Origin of the sequence: Pedobacter sp. HDW13 (genome assembly GCF_011303555.1) — a bacterium.
Lineage (GTDB): Bacteria > Bacteroidota > Bacteroidia > Sphingobacteriales > Sphingobacteriaceae > Pedobacter.
Genome location: NZ_CP049868.1, coordinates 2,849,259 through 2,869,468, shown reverse-complemented (window position 1 = coordinate 2,869,468; position 20,210 = coordinate 2,849,259). Strand labels below are relative to the sequence as shown.

16 protein-coding genes are annotated in these 20,210 nt (G+C 41.0%); 6 read left to right on the top strand and 10 right to left on the bottom strand.

Annotation, left to right across the window (positions count from 1 at the left end; translation table 11 throughout):
• Nucleotides 1-79: 79 nt before the first annotated feature.
• Both G7074_RS12285 and G7074_RS12280 read left to right on the top strand, forming a co-directional pair.
• Nucleotides 80-3,274 carry an efflux RND transporter permease subunit gene (locus G7074_RS12285; protein ID WP_166208623.1) on the top strand — a complete coding sequence of 1,065 codons (3,195 nt, stop codon included), beginning with the start codon at nucleotides 80-82 and terminating at the stop codon, nucleotides 3,272-3,274.
• A gap of 182 nt (nucleotides 3,275-3,456) precedes the next feature.
• Nucleotides 3,457-4,260 (top strand): hypothetical protein, encoded by an 804-nt coding sequence (locus G7074_RS12280; RefSeq protein WP_124562575.1) that lies wholly within the window; start codon nucleotides 3,457-3,459, stop codon nucleotides 4,258-4,260.
• Nucleotides 4,261-4,361: 101 nt separating this feature from the next.
• Here G7074_RS12280 and G7074_RS12275 read toward each other — a convergent pair whose 3' ends face one another.
• From G7074_RS12275 to G7074_RS26590, 5 genes are all read right to left on the bottom strand, one after another.
• A complete protein-coding gene (locus tag G7074_RS12275; protein ID WP_233603990.1) occupies nucleotides 4,362-5,567 on the bottom strand; it encodes an MFS transporter in 1,206 nt (401 codons plus the stop codon).
• Nucleotides 5,568-5,678: 111 nt separating this feature from the next.
• Entirely contained in the window at nucleotides 5,679-6,332 is a 654-nt protein-coding gene (locus tag G7074_RS12270) for a TenA family protein (RefSeq protein ID WP_124562574.1), read from the bottom strand.
• A complete protein-coding gene (gene thiD, locus G7074_RS12265) occupies nucleotides 6,329-7,147 on the bottom strand; it encodes a bifunctional hydroxymethylpyrimidine kinase/phosphomethylpyrimidine kinase (protein ID WP_166208620.1) in 819 nt (272 codons plus the stop codon). Before thiD ends, G7074_RS12270 begins: the two co-directional genes overlap by 4 nt.
• Before the next feature lie 478 nt (nucleotides 7,148-7,625).
• Entirely contained in the window at nucleotides 7,626-8,915 is a 1,290-nt protein-coding gene (locus tag G7074_RS12260) for a choice-of-anchor I family protein (RefSeq protein WP_205944186.1), read from the bottom strand.
• Between the two features lie 5 nt (nucleotides 8,916-8,920).
• Nucleotides 8,921-9,172, bottom strand: a complete 252-nt coding sequence (locus G7074_RS26590; protein WP_205944185.1) for a hypothetical protein — start codon at nucleotides 9,170-9,172, stop codon at nucleotides 8,921-8,923.
• A gap of 229 nt (nucleotides 9,173-9,401) precedes the next feature.
• Here G7074_RS26590 and G7074_RS12255 point away from each other — a divergent pair, with 229 nt between their 5' ends.
• On the top strand, nucleotides 9,402-9,623 hold the full coding sequence (locus G7074_RS12255) for a hypothetical protein (RefSeq protein WP_166208618.1): 222 nt from the start codon (nucleotides 9,402-9,404) through the stop codon (nucleotides 9,621-9,623).
• A 134-nt stretch (nucleotides 9,624-9,757) separates the two neighbouring features.
• On the opposite strand, the gene lpdA is transcribed toward G7074_RS12255, so the two are convergent.
• The 5 genes from lpdA to G7074_RS12230 form a co-directional block, all read right to left on the bottom strand.
• Complete coding sequence (gene lpdA, locus G7074_RS12250) at nucleotides 9,758-11,164, bottom strand: dihydrolipoyl dehydrogenase (RefSeq protein WP_166208615.1); 1,407 nt, start codon at nucleotides 11,162-11,164, stop codon at nucleotides 9,758-9,760.
• Nucleotides 11,165-11,302: 138 nt separating this feature from the next.
• The gene (locus tag G7074_RS12245) at nucleotides 11,303-11,977 is read right to left on the bottom strand and encodes an HAD family phosphatase (RefSeq protein WP_124562570.1); all 675 of its coding nucleotides are present in this window, start codon (nucleotides 11,975-11,977) and stop codon (nucleotides 11,303-11,305) included.
• 12 nt (nucleotides 11,978-11,989) lie between these two features.
• Nucleotides 11,990-12,376 carry an esterase-like activity of phytase family protein gene (locus tag G7074_RS27600; RefSeq protein ID WP_166208612.1) on the bottom strand — a complete coding sequence of 129 codons (387 nt, stop codon included), beginning with the start codon at nucleotides 12,374-12,376 and terminating at the stop codon, nucleotides 11,990-11,992.
• Nucleotides 12,367-13,200 (bottom strand): esterase-like activity of phytase family protein, encoded by an 834-nt coding sequence (locus G7074_RS27595; RefSeq protein WP_166208609.1) that lies wholly within the window; start codon nucleotides 13,198-13,200, stop codon nucleotides 12,367-12,369. The genes G7074_RS27600 and G7074_RS27595 overlap by 10 nt, the downstream gene beginning before the upstream one ends.
• A gap of 145 nt (nucleotides 13,201-13,345) precedes the next feature.
• Nucleotides 13,346-14,194, bottom strand: coding sequence for a DUF6515 family protein (locus G7074_RS12230; RefSeq protein ID WP_166208606.1), 849 nt, complete (start codon nucleotides 14,192-14,194; stop codon nucleotides 13,346-13,348).
• A gap of 231 nt (nucleotides 14,195-14,425) precedes the next feature.
• On the opposite strand from G7074_RS12230, the gene G7074_RS12225 reads away from it, so the two are divergent.
• From G7074_RS12225 to G7074_RS12215, 3 genes are all read left to right on the top strand, one after another.
• Nucleotides 14,426-16,297, top strand: coding sequence for a CocE/NonD family hydrolase (locus G7074_RS12225; protein ID WP_166208603.1), 1,872 nt, complete (start codon nucleotides 14,426-14,428; stop codon nucleotides 16,295-16,297).
• A 184-nt stretch (nucleotides 16,298-16,481) separates the two neighbouring features.
• Entirely contained in the window at nucleotides 16,482-18,347 is a 1,866-nt protein-coding gene (locus G7074_RS12220; RefSeq protein WP_166208600.1) for a CocE/NonD family hydrolase, read from the top strand.
• Between the two features lie 74 nt (nucleotides 18,348-18,421).
• Nucleotides 18,422-20,074: a M1 family metallopeptidase gene (locus tag G7074_RS12215; protein WP_166208597.1), complete on the top strand. Its 1,653-nt coding sequence runs from the start codon at nucleotides 18,422-18,424 to the stop codon at nucleotides 20,072-20,074.
• The last annotated feature ends 136 nt before the right edge of the window (nucleotides 20,075-20,210 follow it).

Here is a 20,210-nt window from a genome sequence, read left to right as displayed (position 1 = left end):
TTGGCAGTTATCAGTTTACAGTTTGTCATCCTGAGCCTGTCAAAGGACGATATTATTTCAATTGCAATAAAAATTTAAAATGAAGATAACAGATATATCTATAAAAAGGCCTTCGCTGGTTATTGTGGTGTTTACCGCACTAACTTTACTTGGGCTACTCAGTTACTTTTCGTTGGGTTATGAGTTACTTCCAAAATTCTCGAACAACGTAGTATCTATTTCGACCATTTACCCTGGTGCATCGCCAAATGAGGTTGAAAATACCGTAACCAAAAAAATCGAGGATGCGGTATCATCGATGGAGAACATCAAAAAAATTAACTCGGTATCTTTCGAGAGTTTATCAACCGTAACCATTACTTTAACAGATGCGGCGAATATCGACATCTCTTTAAATGATGCGCAACGTAAAGTAAATGCCATCCTGGCCGAGTTGCCTGAAGATGTAAAAACGCCTTCGTTAAGTAAATTCTCACTTGATGATTTACCGGTAATTACCATGTCGGCCTCTGCTAACATGGACGACGTTAGTTTTTACGATTTAATTGACAAACGTATTGCCCCTGTAATTTCGAGGGTTAGTGGTATTGCTCAGGTAAACTTAGTGGGTGGTTCTGAGCGTGAAATCCAGGTTTCGCTTGATGCCAATAAACTACAAGGCTACAGTCTTTCGGTTCCACAGGTGCAACAAATGATTCTTTCGTCGAATCTTGATTTCCCTACCGGAAGTGTTAAAACACAAAATCAAGACGTTTTAATCCGTTTATCGGGTAAATACAGAAGTATTGAAGAGTTAAGAAACCTGGTTTTAACCACCGGTAAAGATGGTGCACAAATCCGTTTAGGCGATGTGGCCGATGTTCAGGATTCGCAAAAGGAAACCGAAAAATTAGCCCGTATCGATCGCAAGGCTTCTATCGCTATTCAGATTATTAAACAAAGTGATGCGAATGCTGTAGAAGTGAGTAAAGGCGTACATGCCATTATTGCTAAACTTAAAAACGAATACGCAACCAATAAATTAGACATTAAAATTGTTAACGACAGTTCTATTTTCACCTTAGAATCTGCTGATGCAGTAATTCACGATTTAATTTTAGCGGTAATTTTGGTAGCCTTCGTAATGCTTTTCTTCCTGCATAGCTTGCGTAATGCGATCATTGTAATGGTATCGATCCCGGTATCCTTAATTGCAACTTTTATCGGGATCAGCCTGTTCGGCTTTACCTTAAACTTAATGTCATTACTAGGGCTATCACTCGTGGTAGGTATCCTGGTGGATGATGCGATTGTGGTACTGGAAAATATCCAGCGGCACATGGAAATGGGTAAAAATAAGGTACGTGCAGCATCTGATGCAACACGTGAGATTGGTTTTACCGTAGTATCGATCACTTTCGTAATTGTGGTGGTATTCTTCCCTATTGCGGTAAGTACAGGTTTGGTTTCGAACATCCTGCGCCAGTTCTGTGTGGTAGTAATTATTGCAACTTTACTTTCGTTATTGGCTTCGTTTACCATTGTACCGCTTATTTTCTCGCGTTTTGGTAAGTTAGAACGTATTGAGGGCAAAAACCTTTTTGGTCGCTTTATCCTTTGGTTCGAAAAGCAATTGAAGAAATTCACTTTGTGGATTACCAACATCTTAACCTGGTCGCTTGGTCACAAAAGATGGACTATTTTAGTCGTTTTTTCAATGTTTGTTGGTGCGATGTATTTAGCTGGAGCTGGTTTTATCGGTTCAGAGTTTTTCCCTAAATCAGATAAAGGTGAGTTTTTGGTGCAGTTAGAGTTACCTAAAGATGCTTCTTTAGAGCAAACCAACTTCCTGACTCAAAAAGCTGAGGCTTTCTTAGATAAACAACCTGAAATTACACAATTAATTACGACTGTTGGTCAATCGACTGGCGATTTTGGTGGTACACAGGCAACTGCTTACAAATCTGAAATCAATGTTAAATTGGTTGAGCGCGATCAGCGTGAAGGTGTATCTTCAGATATTTTTGCAACCAAAATGAGCCGTGCACTCGCCAAAGAACTTGTAGGTGCAAAAGTAAAAACTGTGCCGATTAGTATTTTGGGTATTGCAGAAAATGCGCCGATACAATTGGTGGTAATGGGTTCTGATTTAGATAGCGCATTGAAATATGCCGAAGGTGCACAAAAAGTACTTGCCGCAATTCCGGGTGCTACAGAGATTAAACTATCGGTAGAAAAAGGAACACCTGAGATTAATGTTCAGGTAGACCGCGATAAAATGTCGGCAGTGGGCTTAACCTTACAAACTGTGGGTTCGACCATGCAAACCGCATTTGCAGGTAACACCGATGGTAAATACAGAAAAGGCGAATACGAGTACGATATCAATATCCAGTATCAAAACTTCAACCGCCAGAATGTGGAAGATGTACGTAACCTCATTTTTGTAAACAATGATGGTAAGCAAATTAAATTATCGCAGTTCGCAACGATTACAGAAGGTTCAGGACCAAGTCAGCTGGAGCGTTTAAACAAATCTACTTCGGTATCGGTTAAAGCGCAGTCAATTGGCCGCCCTACAGGTACTGTGGTTGCTGATTTCATGGCTAAACTAAAAGAATATCAGGAAAATGGTAAATTAAAAGCGCCGGTAGGTGTTAGCTATAGCTGGGCGGGTGATCAGGAAAACCAGGCAGAAGGATTTGGTACTTTAGGTATCGCTTTATTAGCTGCAGTAATTCTAGTTTACCTGATCATGGTAGCACTATATGATAGTTTCATTTATCCTTTGGTGGTAATGTTCTCGCTCCCACTGGCATTAATTGGAGCATTCCTGGCGCTTGCATTAACCAACAACTCAATTGGTATCTTTACCATTTTAGGTTTAATTATGTTAATGGGTCTGGTAGCTAAAAATGCGATTATCCTGGTCGATTTCACCAATCACTTGAAGGCTGAAGGTAAATCGACAATTGAAGCTTTAGTATTAGCGAACCATGCACGATTAAGACCCATTTTAATGACAACCATCGCCATGATTTTTGGTATGCTTCCTATTGCCCTTGCAAGCGGTGCAGGTGCCGAGTGGAAAAATGGTTTGGCATGGGTTATCGTAGGTGGATTAACCAGCTCATTGTTCTTAACCCTGATTTTTGTTCCAGTAGTGTACTTAATATTCGATAGAATGTTAGACCGCTTAGGTTTCAATAAAAAAGGAAAAACCATCGATGAGTTAATGGTTGAACCATACGACCATAAAGATGTAAATGAATACGATTTAGATCACGGACATTAATATCTCTCCAAATTAACAATCAATTAGCCCCGATTTGCATCGGGGCTTTTTTTATGGCTGCTCGCCCTCGCCGTGGTTCGTATCGCCACGAACCATTAAAAATTGCGCTAAATTTTACGCGGAGATAATCCTACAATACTGTATCCAAACAAATTGTTAATCAACATTGTATATTAGTGATTATGTTTAAAACCGTCATTAGCCTATTTCTCATCTGTACTGCCCTCATTGTAAAAGCCCAGCATCCGCCAGTTTTCCCGGCAATGAAATCCGATTCGGTATTCGTTAAAGTAGCAAACCTCAATATTACCCTGGTAAAATACAGCTATAAACCTAATGGGATCCGCTTTTTGGTGGTTCACGACAATGAAGATACAGGCGTAAAGGCTGGTTTCGATTATATCCGCTGGAGCGGTGGCGAACTCATAGACTGCCAGTATGGTGGCGTAAGAGACTATAATTTCACCTATATGGACGACCGCTACCGGATTGACCCAAATGCCATTTATACTGAAGTTGGGGTAAACACACGGTTGAAGAAAGATGCTTATAGCTCGAACGAAGTAGAGAAAGCGATATTAAATGCAGGTAAGCAAATTGTAGATTTTTACGATCCCAAATCAACGGGTTACTTCTTAACTCTACATAACAATGCAAATGGGGGCTTTGGAATTTCCTCATACCTGCCCGGATACGATTTAGCCAGTACGGCCGATTCGGTTTATATCAATTTCCAGATGGATAACGACGACCTATTGTACGTAACCGAACCTAAATTATTCTCGACCTTAAAAAAAGCGAATGTAAATGTTATTCTTCAATCCAAGTTTGTTTCCAACGATGGTTCGCTCTCCGTTTACGCTATGCAGAACCACATTCCTTACATCAATGTTGAGGTACAACACGGTCATCAGGATGAAAACCTACGATTGATAGAATTGGCCATTGCAGCGTTAAAAGAGCATGGATTGGTGAAGAAGGAGTAAATTTACTAGCGCGTCACCCTGAATTTATTTCAGGATCTCTTTAGCATGAAAGCGTATAACGAAATGTTTTAAGTTAACCGCTTCAAACAATTAACCTCAGACTAGTTTATTTCCTTAATTTTGGTAATTACAAAGGTGATTAACAACCCAAAAACAGATATAATTCCGAAAGAATAGCGCAGGCTCGATAGTTGCGAAATGTATCCAATTAGTGGTGGACCAAACAGGAATGCGAAATAACCAATGCTCGAAACCATGGTTATGGCCTTACCCGCAGGTACTTTTTTGTTGTTACCTGCAATGCTGTAAACCATGGGTACAATACTCGAAACACCCAAACCAATTAGCATAAAGCCAATAATGGCCACAAAAATATTCGGGAATATTACCGCAAGTGCCATACCTATTGATATAATGGCACCACTGATTTGCAAAAGGTTTTTCCGACCAAATTTACCGATCAGATATACCCCCAAAAATCTACCGCTGGCCATCATAAACATAAAAGAGGCATAGCCAATAATGGCACGGTTATGCGGCAACTTCACTACATCTTCGAAATAAATGGCACTCCAATCGAACATGGTTCCTTCGGTAGCCATACTACAAAAAGCGATAAGACCCAATAAAACCAGGATCCCCTGCGGCATGGTAAAAAACTTTGTTTTTTCGGCCAGTGTATCAGGTTTATTGTAGTTGAGTAATTTTTTAGCGTTAAACGCCACATTAGTTAAGGATATGGCGGCGATAATCCAGAAATGCGTATACATTCCTAATTTTAAGTTAACCAGGCCCAGTGCAATTAATGCCCCGGTTAAATTCCCAATACTCCAAGCACCGTGGAAAGAACTCATAATCGGCTTGCCGTAATAATTTTCGCCGGCAACGCCCTGCGTATTTAAGGCAATGTTGCAAAGATTACCTGTAATGCCAAACAGCACCAAAAAAGCAGCCAGTTGCCAGCCTGTAGTCGCCAACGCCAAAAAGGTTAACGCGATGGCATACATGGGTGCTGTGGCCTGAAGCATTTTCTTGCTACCAAAATGCGTGGTTAGTTTTGCCGAAAAAAACATCGTCATGATCTGACCAGCGGGCAATGCAAAGAGAATGGAACCTAATTCTGCATCATTTAAGTTCATTAAGGCTTTAAATGTCGGAATCCGGCTAGCCCAGCTTGCAAAGCAAACCCCTTGCATAAAGTAAAAGGCTGAGATGGCAAAACGTACTTGTTTTGGAGAACTATGCGCTAATACAGGTTTACTTTCTGGTGTACTTAATAGGGCCTGATCTTGCGGGTTTTCTTCCAAAATTGATGTATGAGTAATAAGATTAAGCTACAAAGTTCCTTAAATCTATTGGAAATACCGACATTTTTTTAAGTTTATATCAAAATATTTGCAAAAAACGCTATAACCTGGTTAAATCTTCCACTGTTCAAGTTGGTAGGCACTATCCCAAAACATCCATTCAAGCCGTGTGGCCATTTCAAAAGCATCAAACATTTTTTGTCGTGTAGCAGGGCTTGCATGCCTGGCCAAATCGTCGGTTATATTGATGGCCTGTGTTACGGCCTGGGCAAATTCAATTCCTGAATACATATCAATCCACCTTTTATAAACATTTTGGTTTCCCTTTTGCTGCGCAAAGATATGATCGCCAACTGCCTTATAAATCCAGAAGCAAGGTAAAACTGCCGCAGCAGCTACTTCTACACTGGCATAAGCGGCTTGGTTTAAAAGATAATTGGTGTACAAAAGTGTTGCCGGCGATGGTGTTACTTTGCTTTCCAGACCAAATTCTACAAAATAACTTTCGTGCAAACTACGCTCAGCAAAAATAGCTCCGGTAGAAAATCCGGCATAGGCCATAACCAGTTCTGCATCATCAACGCGACCACTAATGGTGCTTAATGTCCGGCCAAATTCCAATAGATAATAGGCATCCTGCGCCAGATAAAAAATAAACTTTTCCTTAGGTAAAGTGCCCTCACTTAACTCCTGATTAAAAGGCATGGCTAAAATCTTATCATAGATGGGCTTCACTAACTCCCAGGCCTGCTCACTCCATTTCATTGTACAATTAATTTTGAAGGGTTAAAAAAATGATTCAGAGGGCCGTTTCCGGCACCTGTAGTAATCTCGCTACCTGCCTGTAATGCAGCGGCAATATATTGTTTCGCGTTTTTAACCGCGGCAAGCAGATTGTTGCCTTTACCCATTTCAGCAGCAATAGCCGAAGACAAGGTACAACCTGTTCCATGCAGATTTTTAGAAGCAATAAAAGCACTTTCCAAAATCACAGGTTCCTCATTGCCGGCGATATACACATCGTAAATAACCGGACCAGATAAATGACCGCCTTTAACCAATACCGCCTTTGCTCCTTTTCCGATAATTTTTCGCCCTGCGGCAACCATATCATCGAGGTTAAAAATGGGTTTTTCGGCAAGGATAATGGCTTCATCTATATTCGGGGTAACCAGGCTTACGAGCGGAAATAATTTATCGATTAACTGCGTAACAGTATCGGGCTCAATAAGCTTATGACCACTGGTAGCCACCATCACCGGATCTAAAATAACAGGAACTTTGTTGCCATAAGCTTTAAGTTCAGCTTCGATTACATCGACCACTTCTACCCGGTTAATCATCCCGATTTTAATGGCAACAGGCTGTATATCTTCAAGCACGGCTTGCAGCTGGTCTTTAATCAGTTCGGGTGGAATACCATGAACAGACCTTACGCCCATCGTATTTTGTGCTGTTACCGCTGTAATTACCGAAGTACCGAAACAGCCCAGCGCCGAAAAGGTCTTTAAATCGGCCTGAATACCCGCGCCACCACCACTATCGGAGCCGGCTATGGTTAAAACATTAATATAATTCATGGTTCTAAGACTTCATCTTTGTTTATAGCACTTCAGGAGTCTTCAAAATGCAGAAATGCAATTTACGCAGCAGACAAACTAATTTCCTACGCCGGCATTATCCGGATCAGGTTCATGACTTTAAAATTCCAATAATCAAATTCCAATGTTCAAACTTTTGAAAATTGAATATTTTGATTTGGTAATTTAATGTCAATGGGTATATTCTCAGCCAACTAATTTGAAGGCACCCCTAAAGTTTTATTTTGTGCTGCAATATAGGGTTAAAAGTTGGAAGCTTAAAGACCAGTGCGTGGTTATTATTACAACCAGATCATTACTGTGTTGTACGGAACAAACCATGCTTACAGCACAAATACCAATGTATTAGGATTTCCGCCTTCGTGGCAATGACGGTCTAGGAGCGGAACAGCAATAAAACAAAAAAGCCCCGATAGCATACCGGGGCCTAAAACATAATAATTAATAAGAGAGTCGACTATATTTTATCAGGCTGATAAAACCTTACTGTTCCATCTGCTTCGTTCGAAACAATTAATAAACTTCTGCCATTCGGGCTATCTTTTGGTTTAACAAACAACAAACCTTCAGGTGCATCGCCAGTAGAGAATAGCTGAACAAATTTCGGCGCAGCAGGAGTAGTAACATCATAAATGGCAATCGCATCTGCGCGCTCCATACCAATAAAAGCTAAAGTTTTTCCATTTACCTGGGCAACGGTTACACTCTCTACCTCTACCCCTTTATTATCCGAGCGGTCATCATCATATTTACCGGCATCAATCACCTGTTGCTCAAGGTCTTTTCCAATATTGGCGACCAAAGCTCCGGTATTTGCATTCAGGATGCTCACACATCTTCCGCCAGTTGAAAACAATTCCTGATATACTTTATTGGTACCAACCACTGTATAACCGGCAGTATTGGTTACGGTAAGCCTGCCCAGATTGGCATCTAACTGCAAGGTTGCAGCGTTTGGAAACTTAACCGGGTCTAAAATAAGATCTTTTACGCGTACCTCTTCTTTTGAATCTTTTGGAGTATAATCCTGTCTGGTATCTCCCTCATTTGCTAAAGCCAGATAAGCAGTACCCCCAGTGCTGAAATATGAAATTGCATCTGGCAAATAGTAAGCCTTGATAGGCCATGTACCTAATACTTTTTTACTGTCTTTATCGCTTACATCAAAGGCATTTTCAGCTAAACTGATATCTCTGGTACCCAAAGGCGTAATTTTGGTAATGGTTCCTGCAACAATATCAACTTCGGCAACACCGTTGTTTTCTTGTAAGGTAACGTATGCCTTTTTAGAATCAGTGCTAACGGCAATATATTCAGGTTCAATATCCTGGGTAAAACTGGCGTTGTAACCATAAATCCTGAAACCCCCTGCCAATAAAGTTGCTTTCTGCGATTCGAAAGCCGAGAAATCTACTGTTTTTACTGAATAATTATCTTTGATATTAATGATTGAAATGGTTCCTTTAGGATCAACGGTATAAGCCAGGTTCGGTTCACCTTCGTTAGCCGATAAAATGTAATTACCATCCGGGCTAAAAGTAACCATATCGGGCATAGCACCCACGGTAATTTTTTTAACTTCTGATAAATCGGAGGTCTTTAACACTAAAACATCGCCATTTCCCTGCTTATCGGCACCATCTAAAGCGATTGCCAGTAAACCGTTGCTCACCGCCACACTGTTAATGCCTGCGTTGTTTGGATAAATTAATGTTTTTAATTTGGTAACCGTTGGGTATTTACTCATATCCACTACATCAACCTTGGTTCCCCATCGTTACTCACTACAAATAATTGTTTGGTTAAGGGATCGTAAGCAGAAATTTCTGAGGCAAATTCGCCGCCCAAATCAATTGAAGCAATTTCCTTAAAACTGTCTATTTTTTCGGGAACTACCGCTTCGGTTGGCGGATCTATAATCGGTTCATCGGTTGGGTTTTTCTTACAGGCAGCAAATGCCAGTGATGCAATCAGGATTGCACCAAATAGTTTTTTACAGTTCATCGTTTGTTTATTATCTGAACCGCAAAAATAAATTCGTATAACGCTGTTTTTCAAGCAATGTACGTTATCATTTTATTAAGAAAATATAAAGAAAGACTAAAGCAGAAAGACCAAAGCAGAAAGCAGAGGGGAGACAATTTCCTATCCATTCTGTTTTTTTTTGCATGAGGGATAACAGTGTAAATCCTTTTGTTGTTAGCTGGAGCGCAGTCGAAAGCAAAACAAAAAATTGAAACGGATAGCCCGACCTTTGCGCAGCTTGGGGCATACCCAAAGAAAGCAAAAAGCCGAAAGTGGAAAGCAGAAAGGCCAAAAAGGCAACCTCCAATCATCCTGGCTGCAATACACACCATTATCATTCACCAACTTCATTACAAAGCGTCGTCATCTCGACCGGAACGTAGTGGAGCGCCCGCCTGCTTCGGGCAGGGAGAGATCTAACTCGAGATAGATCTCTCGACTACGTTGCACTCCGCTTGAGAGGACGGATAAAAATTTAAACAAAAAATCCCGATATAAATACCGGGATTTTATAAGTATAACTTATCAAACAGCTACCGAAAGAAGTTCAGCATAACTGGTTGATTAAATATGTATTGCTCTGTTATCAGTTGCGGCTAAAGCTGCTTCTTTTAACGCTTCGGTATAAGTTGGATGCGCATGGCAGGTACGTGCAATATCTTCTGCTGATGCACGGAATTCCATTGCTATAACAGCCTCGGCAATCATATCAGCTGCACGCGGACCAATCATGTGTACACCTAAAACTTCATCAGTAGCGGCATCAGCCAATACTTTAATGAAACCATCGGTATCCATACTTGCTTTAGCACGGCCACTCGCTTTGAACGGGAATGAACCTGCTTTATATTTTGTTCCTTTTTCTTTCAATTGCTCTTCGGTTAAACCAACAGAAGCAACTTCCGGCCAGGTGTACACCACACCAGGGATTAAGTTATAATTGATATGTGGTTTTTGTCCGGCGATAGATTCAGCAACATAAGTACCTTCATCTTCGGCTTTGTGCGCCAACATTGCGCCTGTAATTACATCACCAATAGCATAAACACCTTTAACCGAAGTTTCTAAGTGTTCGTTTACCGGAATTTTTTTACCTCTTTCCTCAACCGTGATACCGATTTTATCTAAGCCTAAACCTTCGGTATAAGCAGTACGCCCCACAGCAACAATGCAGTAATCGGCTTCTAAAGAAATAGATTCGCCTTTTGGCGTATCGGCTGTAACTGTAACGGTTTTACCTTTGGTGGTAGCACCTGTAACTTTGTGCCCCATGTAAAACTCCATACCTAAAGTTTTCTTTAACACACGTTGAAGTTCTTTACCTAAACCAGCATCCATAGTGCCAATAATTGAAGGTAAGAACTCAACTACAGAAACTTTGGTACCTAAACGTGCGTACACAGAACCTAACTCTAAACCGATAACACCACCACCAATTACAACCATTGTTTTTGGCACTTCTTTAATGTTTAAAGCCTCGGTTGAGGTAATGATGCGTTTTTTATCGATTGGTAAAAACGGCAAAGCAGTAGGTTTAGAACCCGTTGCAATAATTACGTTTTTTGCCGATAAAGTTTCGGTAGTACCATCAGCTTTGGTTACCAGAATGGTATTTTTATCTACAAAAGAACCTACACCTTCGAAAGAATCGATTTTGTTTTTCTTGAATAAATAGGTAATACCGGCTGTATTTTGAGCAACAACATCGTCTTTACGGGCGATCATTTGTTTCATATCAACTTTTAAATCTTTTAAGTTGATACCATGGGTAGTGAAAGTATGGGCAGCATTGTGGTAATGCTCTGAAGAATCTAATAAAGCCTTTGATGGGATACAACCTACGTTTAAGCAGGTACCGCCAAAAGTTTTATATTTTTCTACCACTGCAGTTTTTAAACCTAACTGAGCACAACGGATTGCGCCTACATAACCGCCCGGTCCTGAACCGATAACAACGACATCGTATTGCATAATTTCTTGAGAATTTTGATTAGCCAAATGTAGGGAAAAAAGGTTAAAAGCTGCAAACGTAGCCGTATTGCAATAACCAATATCCCCTTAGTTTACCACACTGCTAAGAGATTTGACAGTTAAATGAGCCGGCTAAGGCTAATGGATAGCGACAAGCTCATTTTCAATGATATATTTTTGGGCATAAGCCATATTCAGAAACAATTGATCGGCCACCCTTAATTTCTGATGTGCCCGTACATTGGCCTGAACAGCAAAACAGGTGATACCTGCAGCCATAGCCGATTTCACCCCGTTGATGGTATCTTCAAAAACCAGGCATTCGTCTTTTTGCAAACCCAGGCGCTCCACACATAGGTTATAACTTTCAGGATCAGGTTTTGATTTACTTACATCGCTCCGTGTAATAAACAAACGGAAATATTTTGCCAGACCATTGCGTTCAAAAACAGCTTCGACATCCAGTTTCGGACTTGCTGTAACTACTGCAAGCGTAAGCCCTTTTTCGTAAGCAAACTGTACAAACTCCAGGGCATGCGGCATTAACCGGATATCGGTTGTCCTAAACCCCTCAAACGTTACTTTCTCCCTTCGGTTAATAAAGCCATCTAAATCTTCATCAATTTTGTAGCGGCCTATTATGGTTTTTGCATTTTTTGGCAGCGGGATTCCCGCATAATTGCTTAACCAGTCCTTAAAATCAATTTGAACATTGTAGGGGCATAAAAATGTATTCCAGCAATCGAAATGAAATTTCTCCGAATCAATCAACGTACCGTCTAAATCGAAGAGCAGCGCTTTTATTTTACTCATTATAAATTGTAACTAAGGAATAACCTCGAACAGGAAAAACTGTTGGGTTTGCGATTTACTGAAATTATTATCGACGCAAAAAATCAGCGACTGGTGACCGTTTGGTAATTTTGGGCCAAAAGTGATCCCTTCAAAATTATCGATATGCTTGTTAAGGGAATCGAAATCAAAAAGCAATTTCTTTTTTAAGGGTTTAGGTGGATTTTGAATAAAACCAGTATTATCGATTTCATTTTCTGCCCCGTTCAAATCAACCAGGTACAGTTTAATAAAAGTATGGTCGTCGTGTCCTTTAGCCCAGGCACGTTCCATTACCAGTAAGCTATGATCGTTTACCGCTAAAATTTCAGATATGCCATTTACATTCCAGTCGTTTTCTACAGTTGGTTTTACCGGCATCGCCCCAGATTATAGGCATACTGTGCTGTATTTTTCTTTGTTATGGCATCAAACTTTAAGATTCGGGTAAGCGCTTTATCAAATTCGAAAGCGGCCTGCGGTCCATCCTGGTAAAGTGGTTCTTCTAAACTGGCATAAATGGTTTTGTAATGATCAGCATAAGTTACGCCTTCAAATAAGGCATTTTTGCGTGGTCCGTTTTCTCCTTTTGTAAAATGAAAGCCTGCAGGCAAAGGTATGGTATCTAAAAACCGGCCATCCTTAGCAATAAAGGTTAATGCTGGCTGAACAATAATGGTATCTCCGTTTTTCAATAAACGCTCCCCTTCATTACTCCAGATAAAACTTTTTAATTTAGGATTATAACGAACTGACTCACCATCTGCCTTTAATGTTTTATCTGAGCGGTATTTCGGGTATTCCTTTCCATTTTGCTGCAGCATAAAAGTTACCCCTGTTACCTGCACAGTATCAATTTTATTGGCTTTAATAGCAATTTGCGCAGTGTAAATCCTCGCCGGGCTTAACTGCGAAGGATCATCGCTAATGAGATAATATTGATTGCTGGCCGCGTCGTAATCAATACCCGATAAACCTCCAACTACGGTATTTTGAAAGGTTTGGTTTAACGGCATTACGTATTCATCTAAAAACTTAACCGACGAAATGCTGGTTTCTTTTTGCTTCGCAGCCTGCCTTGTTGCAGAACAAGAAGAGAACACAAGGGCAAAAAAAGCATAAATAATAAGCAGATGAGATACAGGTTTCAAATCGGAGTATTTAGGCTGTAAAAGTATCGATTTTTGAGCGTCTGTAATACGCATCACACTGAATTTATTTCAGGGTCGCTTCTGAGCGCATTTCTGATCGTTTATCTGTTTCGGCTATCTATTTGTACAAAAGAGTTGTCAACTTTACTAGCCAATTTGCTAAAAAGTTGACAACTCTTGATCACTATTGGGGATGTGCTTAAAACAACTTACCAATTACGCGGTAAGTAATGTTATTGCCATCTACAATTTCTTCGTAGTAAACATCATCGGGCGAAACAAAATACTTTTCGTTTTTAATGGTTACTTCGCGGCAACCTTCAGGCAATTGGTTAATGATATCGCCAATCTGGTGCGTATCAACCGGACCATCAGTCGTATTCAAAATACCGTCTTTACCTGCTACCACATATACGGTTTTACCATCAGCATTTTCTTTCTGGGTGTAGTACACACCTTTATACTCGTAATAATCTACCCCGTTAATGGTAACAAGATTCGCATCCGATGGTAAGTTCGGAACTTCGGCACCAACTGGTGGGGTTACCACTTCGTATTGACTGTTATTTTGTTGATAGAACAATCCGCCTGAATAGTAAAACTGATTGGCACCAAACCAAAACGGATAATAACCATAAGGCAGCACACCGATCCTAAAACCTAAAAATGGACGGTAGAAATTATAATAGCTGTAGTATGGTCTGTAATAAGGTCTGCCAAAACCCGGACGGTAACCATAACCTGGCCTGTAACCTGGGCGATAGCCAGACCCCGGACGATACCCCGGCCTGTTGTAACTATAACCCGGACGCTCTGGCCTAACACCTACCCTGCCCGGAGAAAAACTACCCCGGTTTGGTGCTTGCATAGATGGCTGTCTGGAAATAGAACCACCACCTCTCGAAGGTCCGATTGACCCCGATCTGCTACCACCACCAGAGCCGCCACTTCTGCTTGGCCGTTGGGCAGAAACACTTTCTACGCTTAAAGTTGCAATCATCGCTGCTGCAGCGAAAACAACCAATCCTTTATTCAATAACCTGTTCATTATTTTGTGTTTAATTCGATTATCTATATGACGATGAAAATTCTTAAAAGATTATCCCTTAACAATATTTAACTAAATTTTGATACCGTGATGACGAAGACGCTGTAATAGTAAAATCTACTTCCATCTTCCCTTTTACATCTTTACTAACAAACCTTTTACGGGATGTTTTTTTTAGAATCGTACACGAATCTGCTATCTTTAAATTTTATTCCTAAAAACTAAACTTAAATGAACTTTCCCAGAATTTTCAGTCTCCTAATCTGTTTGTTTATTTCACATGAATTGCTGGCCCAGCAGAGCGATTCGGCGTATGTTAGAGAGAATTACACCAAAATAGAACGCCAGATTCCCATGCGGGATGGGGTTAAACTATTCACGTCAATTTATATACCCAAAAATCAATCCAAAAAATATCCATTTCTAATTAACCGCACGCCATATACCGTTGCACCTTATGGCGCAGACCAGTACAAATTGAGTTTAGGTAATTTTCCGGCCATGATGCGCGAAGGTTTCATCTTTGTTTACCAGGATGTGCGTGGCCGTTGGATGAGTGAAGGCACTTTTGCCGATATCCGTCCACAAGTAAGCGGTAAAAAAACCAAAACAGCAATTGATGAAAGTACCGATACCTACGATACTATTGACTGGCTGGTTAAAAATGTAAAAGGCAATAATGGCAGTGCCGGTATTTACGGCATTTCTTACCCTGGTTTTTATTCTACCACTTCGCTGCCCAATGCCCACCCGGCACTGAAAGCAGTTTCGCCACAGGCACCCGTTACCGATTGGTTTTTAGGTGATGATTTTCACCACCGTGGCACCTTGTTTTTAATGGATGCCTTTAGTTTTATGGGCAGCTTTGGTGTTCCCCGTCCAAAACCGATTACACCAGATAAGGGACCGAAAGGTTTTCAGTTCCCGATACAGGATAATTACCGCTTTTACCTCGAAGCCGGATCGGTTAAAAATTTAAAAGACCGTTATTTTGCCGACAGCATTAAATTCTGGAACGATTTATTTAAACACCCCAATCTCGATACCTTCTGGAAAGCGCGCTTAATTACCCCGCATTTAACCAATGTTAAACCTGCTGTGATGGTGGTTGGCGGTTTCTTCGATGCCGAAGATGCGTACGGTACATTTGCCACTTATAAAGCTATCGAGAAACAAAACCCCGATGCAAATAATATCCTGGTAGCAGGGCCGTGGTACCACGGTGGTTGGGTGCGCAGTGATGGCTCTTACCTCGGCGATATTAATTTTGGCAAAACCACCAGTATCGATTATCAGCAACAATACGAATTACCTTTCTTTAAACATTATTTAAAAGGCGAAGGTGATTTTAACCCTGCCGAAGCCAATATTTTTGTAACCGGAAGCAACGAATGGAAAAAATTCAGTAACTGGCCACCACAGGATGTAGAAACGAAAAACCTGTATTTACACCCTAACGGAAAACTGGCTTTCGAAAAAGTGGGCCGTACCGATAGCTGGGATGAATATGTAAGCGATCCGAATAATCCGGTACCTTATCAGGATGGCGTTCAGGCCAAACGTACCCGCGAGTACATGATCGATGACCAGCGCTTTGCAGCCCGCCGGCCCGACGTAAAAACTTACCAAACCGATGTTTTGACAGAAGATATTACTTTAACCGGTCCTGTATTGGCTAACCTGGTAGTTTCTACAACCGGAACAGATGCCGATTATGTGGTTAAACTGATTGATGTTTACCCGGAAGATGCACCAAACCCGGTGCCTAACCCTAAAAACCTGATTATGGGCGGTTACGAAATGCTTGTACGCGGCGAAATTATGCGTGGCAAATACCGCAACAGCTTTGAAAAACCCGAGCCTTTTGTACCTGGTGCTATTACCGAAGTAAATTATCCATTGCCTGATGTAGCACATACCTTTAAAAAAGGGCACAAAATCATGATCCAGATTCAAAACTCATGGTTCCCATTGGCTGATCGCAACCCACAAAAGTTTATGGATATTTATCAGGCAGAGCCCGGCGATTTCCAAAAAGCAACCCATAAAATTTACCACGATACCTTTAACAGTTCGTTTATTACAGTTTCGGTGTTGAAATAATTCCGCTCCCCGGTTCGTGTACGCACGAACCGGAAGGGCAAACTATCATCCTAGGCTTGTCGAAGGATCGAATTCAAATAAAGAAATTTAAATACTAACTTTAATCTCAATAAATAAACATTGCTACCGCATTGGTTCTTTTATCCATCAACCAAATGCAGACCAACTTACTTATTCTTAAAAAATGAAATACTTTAAACTCTTTATCATCCTGCTTTCGGCATCATCTGCCTTTGCACAGGGAGATACCAATTACCCAAAGGCCAACTACACCAAAAAAGAAGTTTACATCCCCATGCGCGATGGGACAAAACTTTTCACTGCCATTTACACGCCTAAAGATGCGGCTAAGGATAAAAAATATCCGATGGTGATGCAGCGTACCTGCTACAGCGTGGCCCCTTATGGCGAAGATAAATTCCCTGCCCGTTTAGGGCCATCAGAGCTGATGATGAAAGAAGGCTACATTGTGGTTTATCAGGATGTTCGCGGCCGTTGGAAAAGCGAAGGAACCTGGACCAATATGACACCTGTAATCGACAATAAAAAAACCAAAAAAGATGTTGATGAAGGATCTGATACCTACGACACCATCGATTGGCTGGTTAAAAATGTAGCCAATAATAACGGTAAGGTTGGACAATGGGGAATTTCTTACCCCGGTTTTTATACCGCAGCAGGTATTTTAAGTAACCACCCTGCTTTAAAGGCTTCTTCGCCACAAGCACCCATTTCGGATTTCTTTTTTGATGATTTCCACCACAATGGCTCATTTTTACAGAGTTACTTTTTTACCTTCCCTGTGTTTGGCGTACAGAAAACCGATACTACTTCTAGAGCCTGGTACAACAACCAGATGATTAATCCTAAAACCAAAGACGGTTATCAATTTGCATTAGATCTGGGGCCTTTAACCAATGCTGACAAATATTATAAAAACAATTTTTTCTGGCAGGAAACGGTAAACCACCCCAACTACGATGATTTCTGGCAAAAACGTGGTCTGCTAAAGCACTATAGCACTATTAAACCGGCAGTAATGGTGGTAGGCGGCTGGTACGATGCCGAAGATTTATCAGGTCCGTTAAACATATACAAAACCATCGAGAAGAAAAATCCGAATGCTTACAACACCATCGTAATGGGACCTTTTGGCCACGGAAGATGGAGTCGCGAAACCGGCCATACCATGCACAGCAATGTGTATTTTGGCGATAGCATTGCCACTTTCTATCAAAAAAACATCGAAGCTAAATTCTTCAACCACTTTTTAAAAGGAAATGGCGATAAAAACTCTGGTTTACCAGAAGCGTACATGTTCGATACCGGCAAAAAAGAATGGGAAACCTTTAGCAAATGGCCTACCGAAAAAGCAAGCAAACAAAAACTGTATTTAGGTGCCGATGGTAAACTGAGTATGACGGCTCCGGCCACAACAGGCTCAGTTAATTACATCAGCGATCCGTTAAAGCCTGTTCCATACACTGAAGATTTAACCACCACACTAGGTTTTACCCCACACAATTACATGAGCGAAGATCAGCGTTTCGCTGGCCGCCGTCCCGATGTTTTGGTTTATCAAACTGATGTTTTGGATAACGATATTACTTTAGGTGGCGAAATTATGTCGCACCTTAAAATTGCCACAACAGGTACCGATGCTGATTTTATTGTGAAGTTAATTGATGTGTACCCGGCCGATGAACCTAACAACACCTACATGCCTAACAAAAACATCATTTTGAGTAATTACTGGCAAATGGTACGTTCAGAAGTAATGCCGGCACGTTTCCGTAACAGTTTCGAAAAACCCGAGGCATTGGTGGCTAACCAAAAAACCGAGGTGAATTTCCAGTTACAGGATGTATTGCACACCTTTAAAAAAGGACACCGCATCATGATTCAGGTACAGAGCACTGCGTTTCCGTTGTTTGCCCGCAATCCTCAAAAATTTGTAGACAATCCTTATAAAGCCACCGAAGCCGACTATATTAAAGCTACACAAACTGTTTTTAACGATAGCTTTGTCGAAGTTGATGTAATTAAATAACAAGCCAATATGCCCGCGCGCGTTTCTAACGTGTGCGTAATAACCAATCGTTTTAAACGATTAATAAAAAACAAATGAAAAAACTATTCACCATTTTAGCGCTCGCATTCAGTATTTCAGGCCTGCAAGCGCAAATGCTGGGCAAAAACCAGGTAAATTCGCGTGCCGATAGCCTGCGCGGAACCCTTACGCCGCTACGTACTTGTTACGATATCAACTACTATCACTTAGATGTGAAAATAGATATCGATCAAAAATCGGTTAGCGGCAGTAACGAATTTGCCTTCACCGCTACACAAGATTTCACCAAACTACAGTTCGATCTTTTCGATAACCTTAAAGTAGAAAAGGTAGTTTACAAAGGTGCTGAACTAGCTTTTAAAAGAGAATACAATGCTGTTTTTGTAGCCTTCCCTAAGGCCGTAAAAAAAGGAAGCAAAGATAAATTCACTGTTTATTATTCAGGCAACCCGGTTGTCGCGAAAACACCACCCTGGGATGGCGGTTTCATTTTCAAGAAAGACAGCGCAGGCAATCCGTTTGTTTCGGTAGCTTGCCAGGGCTTGGGCGCCAGCTGCTGGTGGCCAAATAAAGATCACCAGAGCGATGAGGTAGACAGTATGCTTATCAGTATCAGCGTACCCAATACCTTACAAGAAATATCAAATGGCAGACTAAGAAACACGGTTGATAAACCAGATGGTTACAGGCAATACAACTGGATTGTGGGCAATCCAATCAACAATTACGATGTAAGCTTTTACATTGGCAAATACGCTCACTGGGAAGATAGCTACAATGGTGAAAATGGAAAACTAACCATCGATTACTGGGCTTTACAAACCGATAGTGCCAAAGCACGCCCACATTGGGATGCTGATGTAAACCCCATGCTAAAATGTTTTGAATATTGGTTTGGCCCTTACCCTTGGTATAAAGATGGTTATAAACTGGTACAGGCACCACACCTGGGTATGGAGCACCAAAGTGCTGTGGCCTACGGTAACCAATTTAAGCAAGGCTATCTGGGCCGCGATCTAAGTGGCACTGGGCATGGTTTAAAATGGGATTTCATCACCATCCACGAAAGTGGTCATGAGTGGTTTGGCAATAATATCACTTCAAAAGATATTGCCGATATGTGGATTCACGAAGGTTTTACCAATTACTCTGAAGTATTATTTACCGAGTGTACCGAGAATAAAGCTGCTGCAGATGAATATGTAATCGGGCTCCAAAAAAGCATCCGTAACGACGTTCCGGTGATCGGTCCTTACGGTGTAAATAAAGAAGGCTCTGGCGATATGTACCCTAAAGGAGCGAACCTCATTAGCACCATTCGCCAGTTAATTAATAACGATGAGAAATTCAGGCAGATTTTACGTGGTTTAGGCAAAACCTTTTATCACCAAACAGTTACTACAGCTCAAATTGAGCAATACATAGCCAGGCAAAGCGGTTTAAAATTAGATAAGATATTCGACCAGTATTTGCGTTACACCAAAATTCCGGTGCTTGAATATAAAATCAACAACAATAAGCTTTCTTACCGCTGGGTAACCGATGTTAAGGGTTTCGATATGCCGGTACGTGTTACTTTGAAGGCCGGTACTTACACATTAATTAAACCCACCAACGATTGGAAAACCATTGCGGTGGATGCAGGCGTAACTGTGGAAAACTTCAAACACGACCTGCTGTTTTATATTAACATTAAGCAGGGTTAGCGCGTTTACAGAGAAGTCAAGTTTTAAAAACTTGACTTCTCTCAGGTTACTTAAACCGACCAACAATTTGAAAAACCACCTGCTGTTTTATGTGGGAATTAAAAAGGGATAATAATTTTAGTTGAGGTCAGAGGTT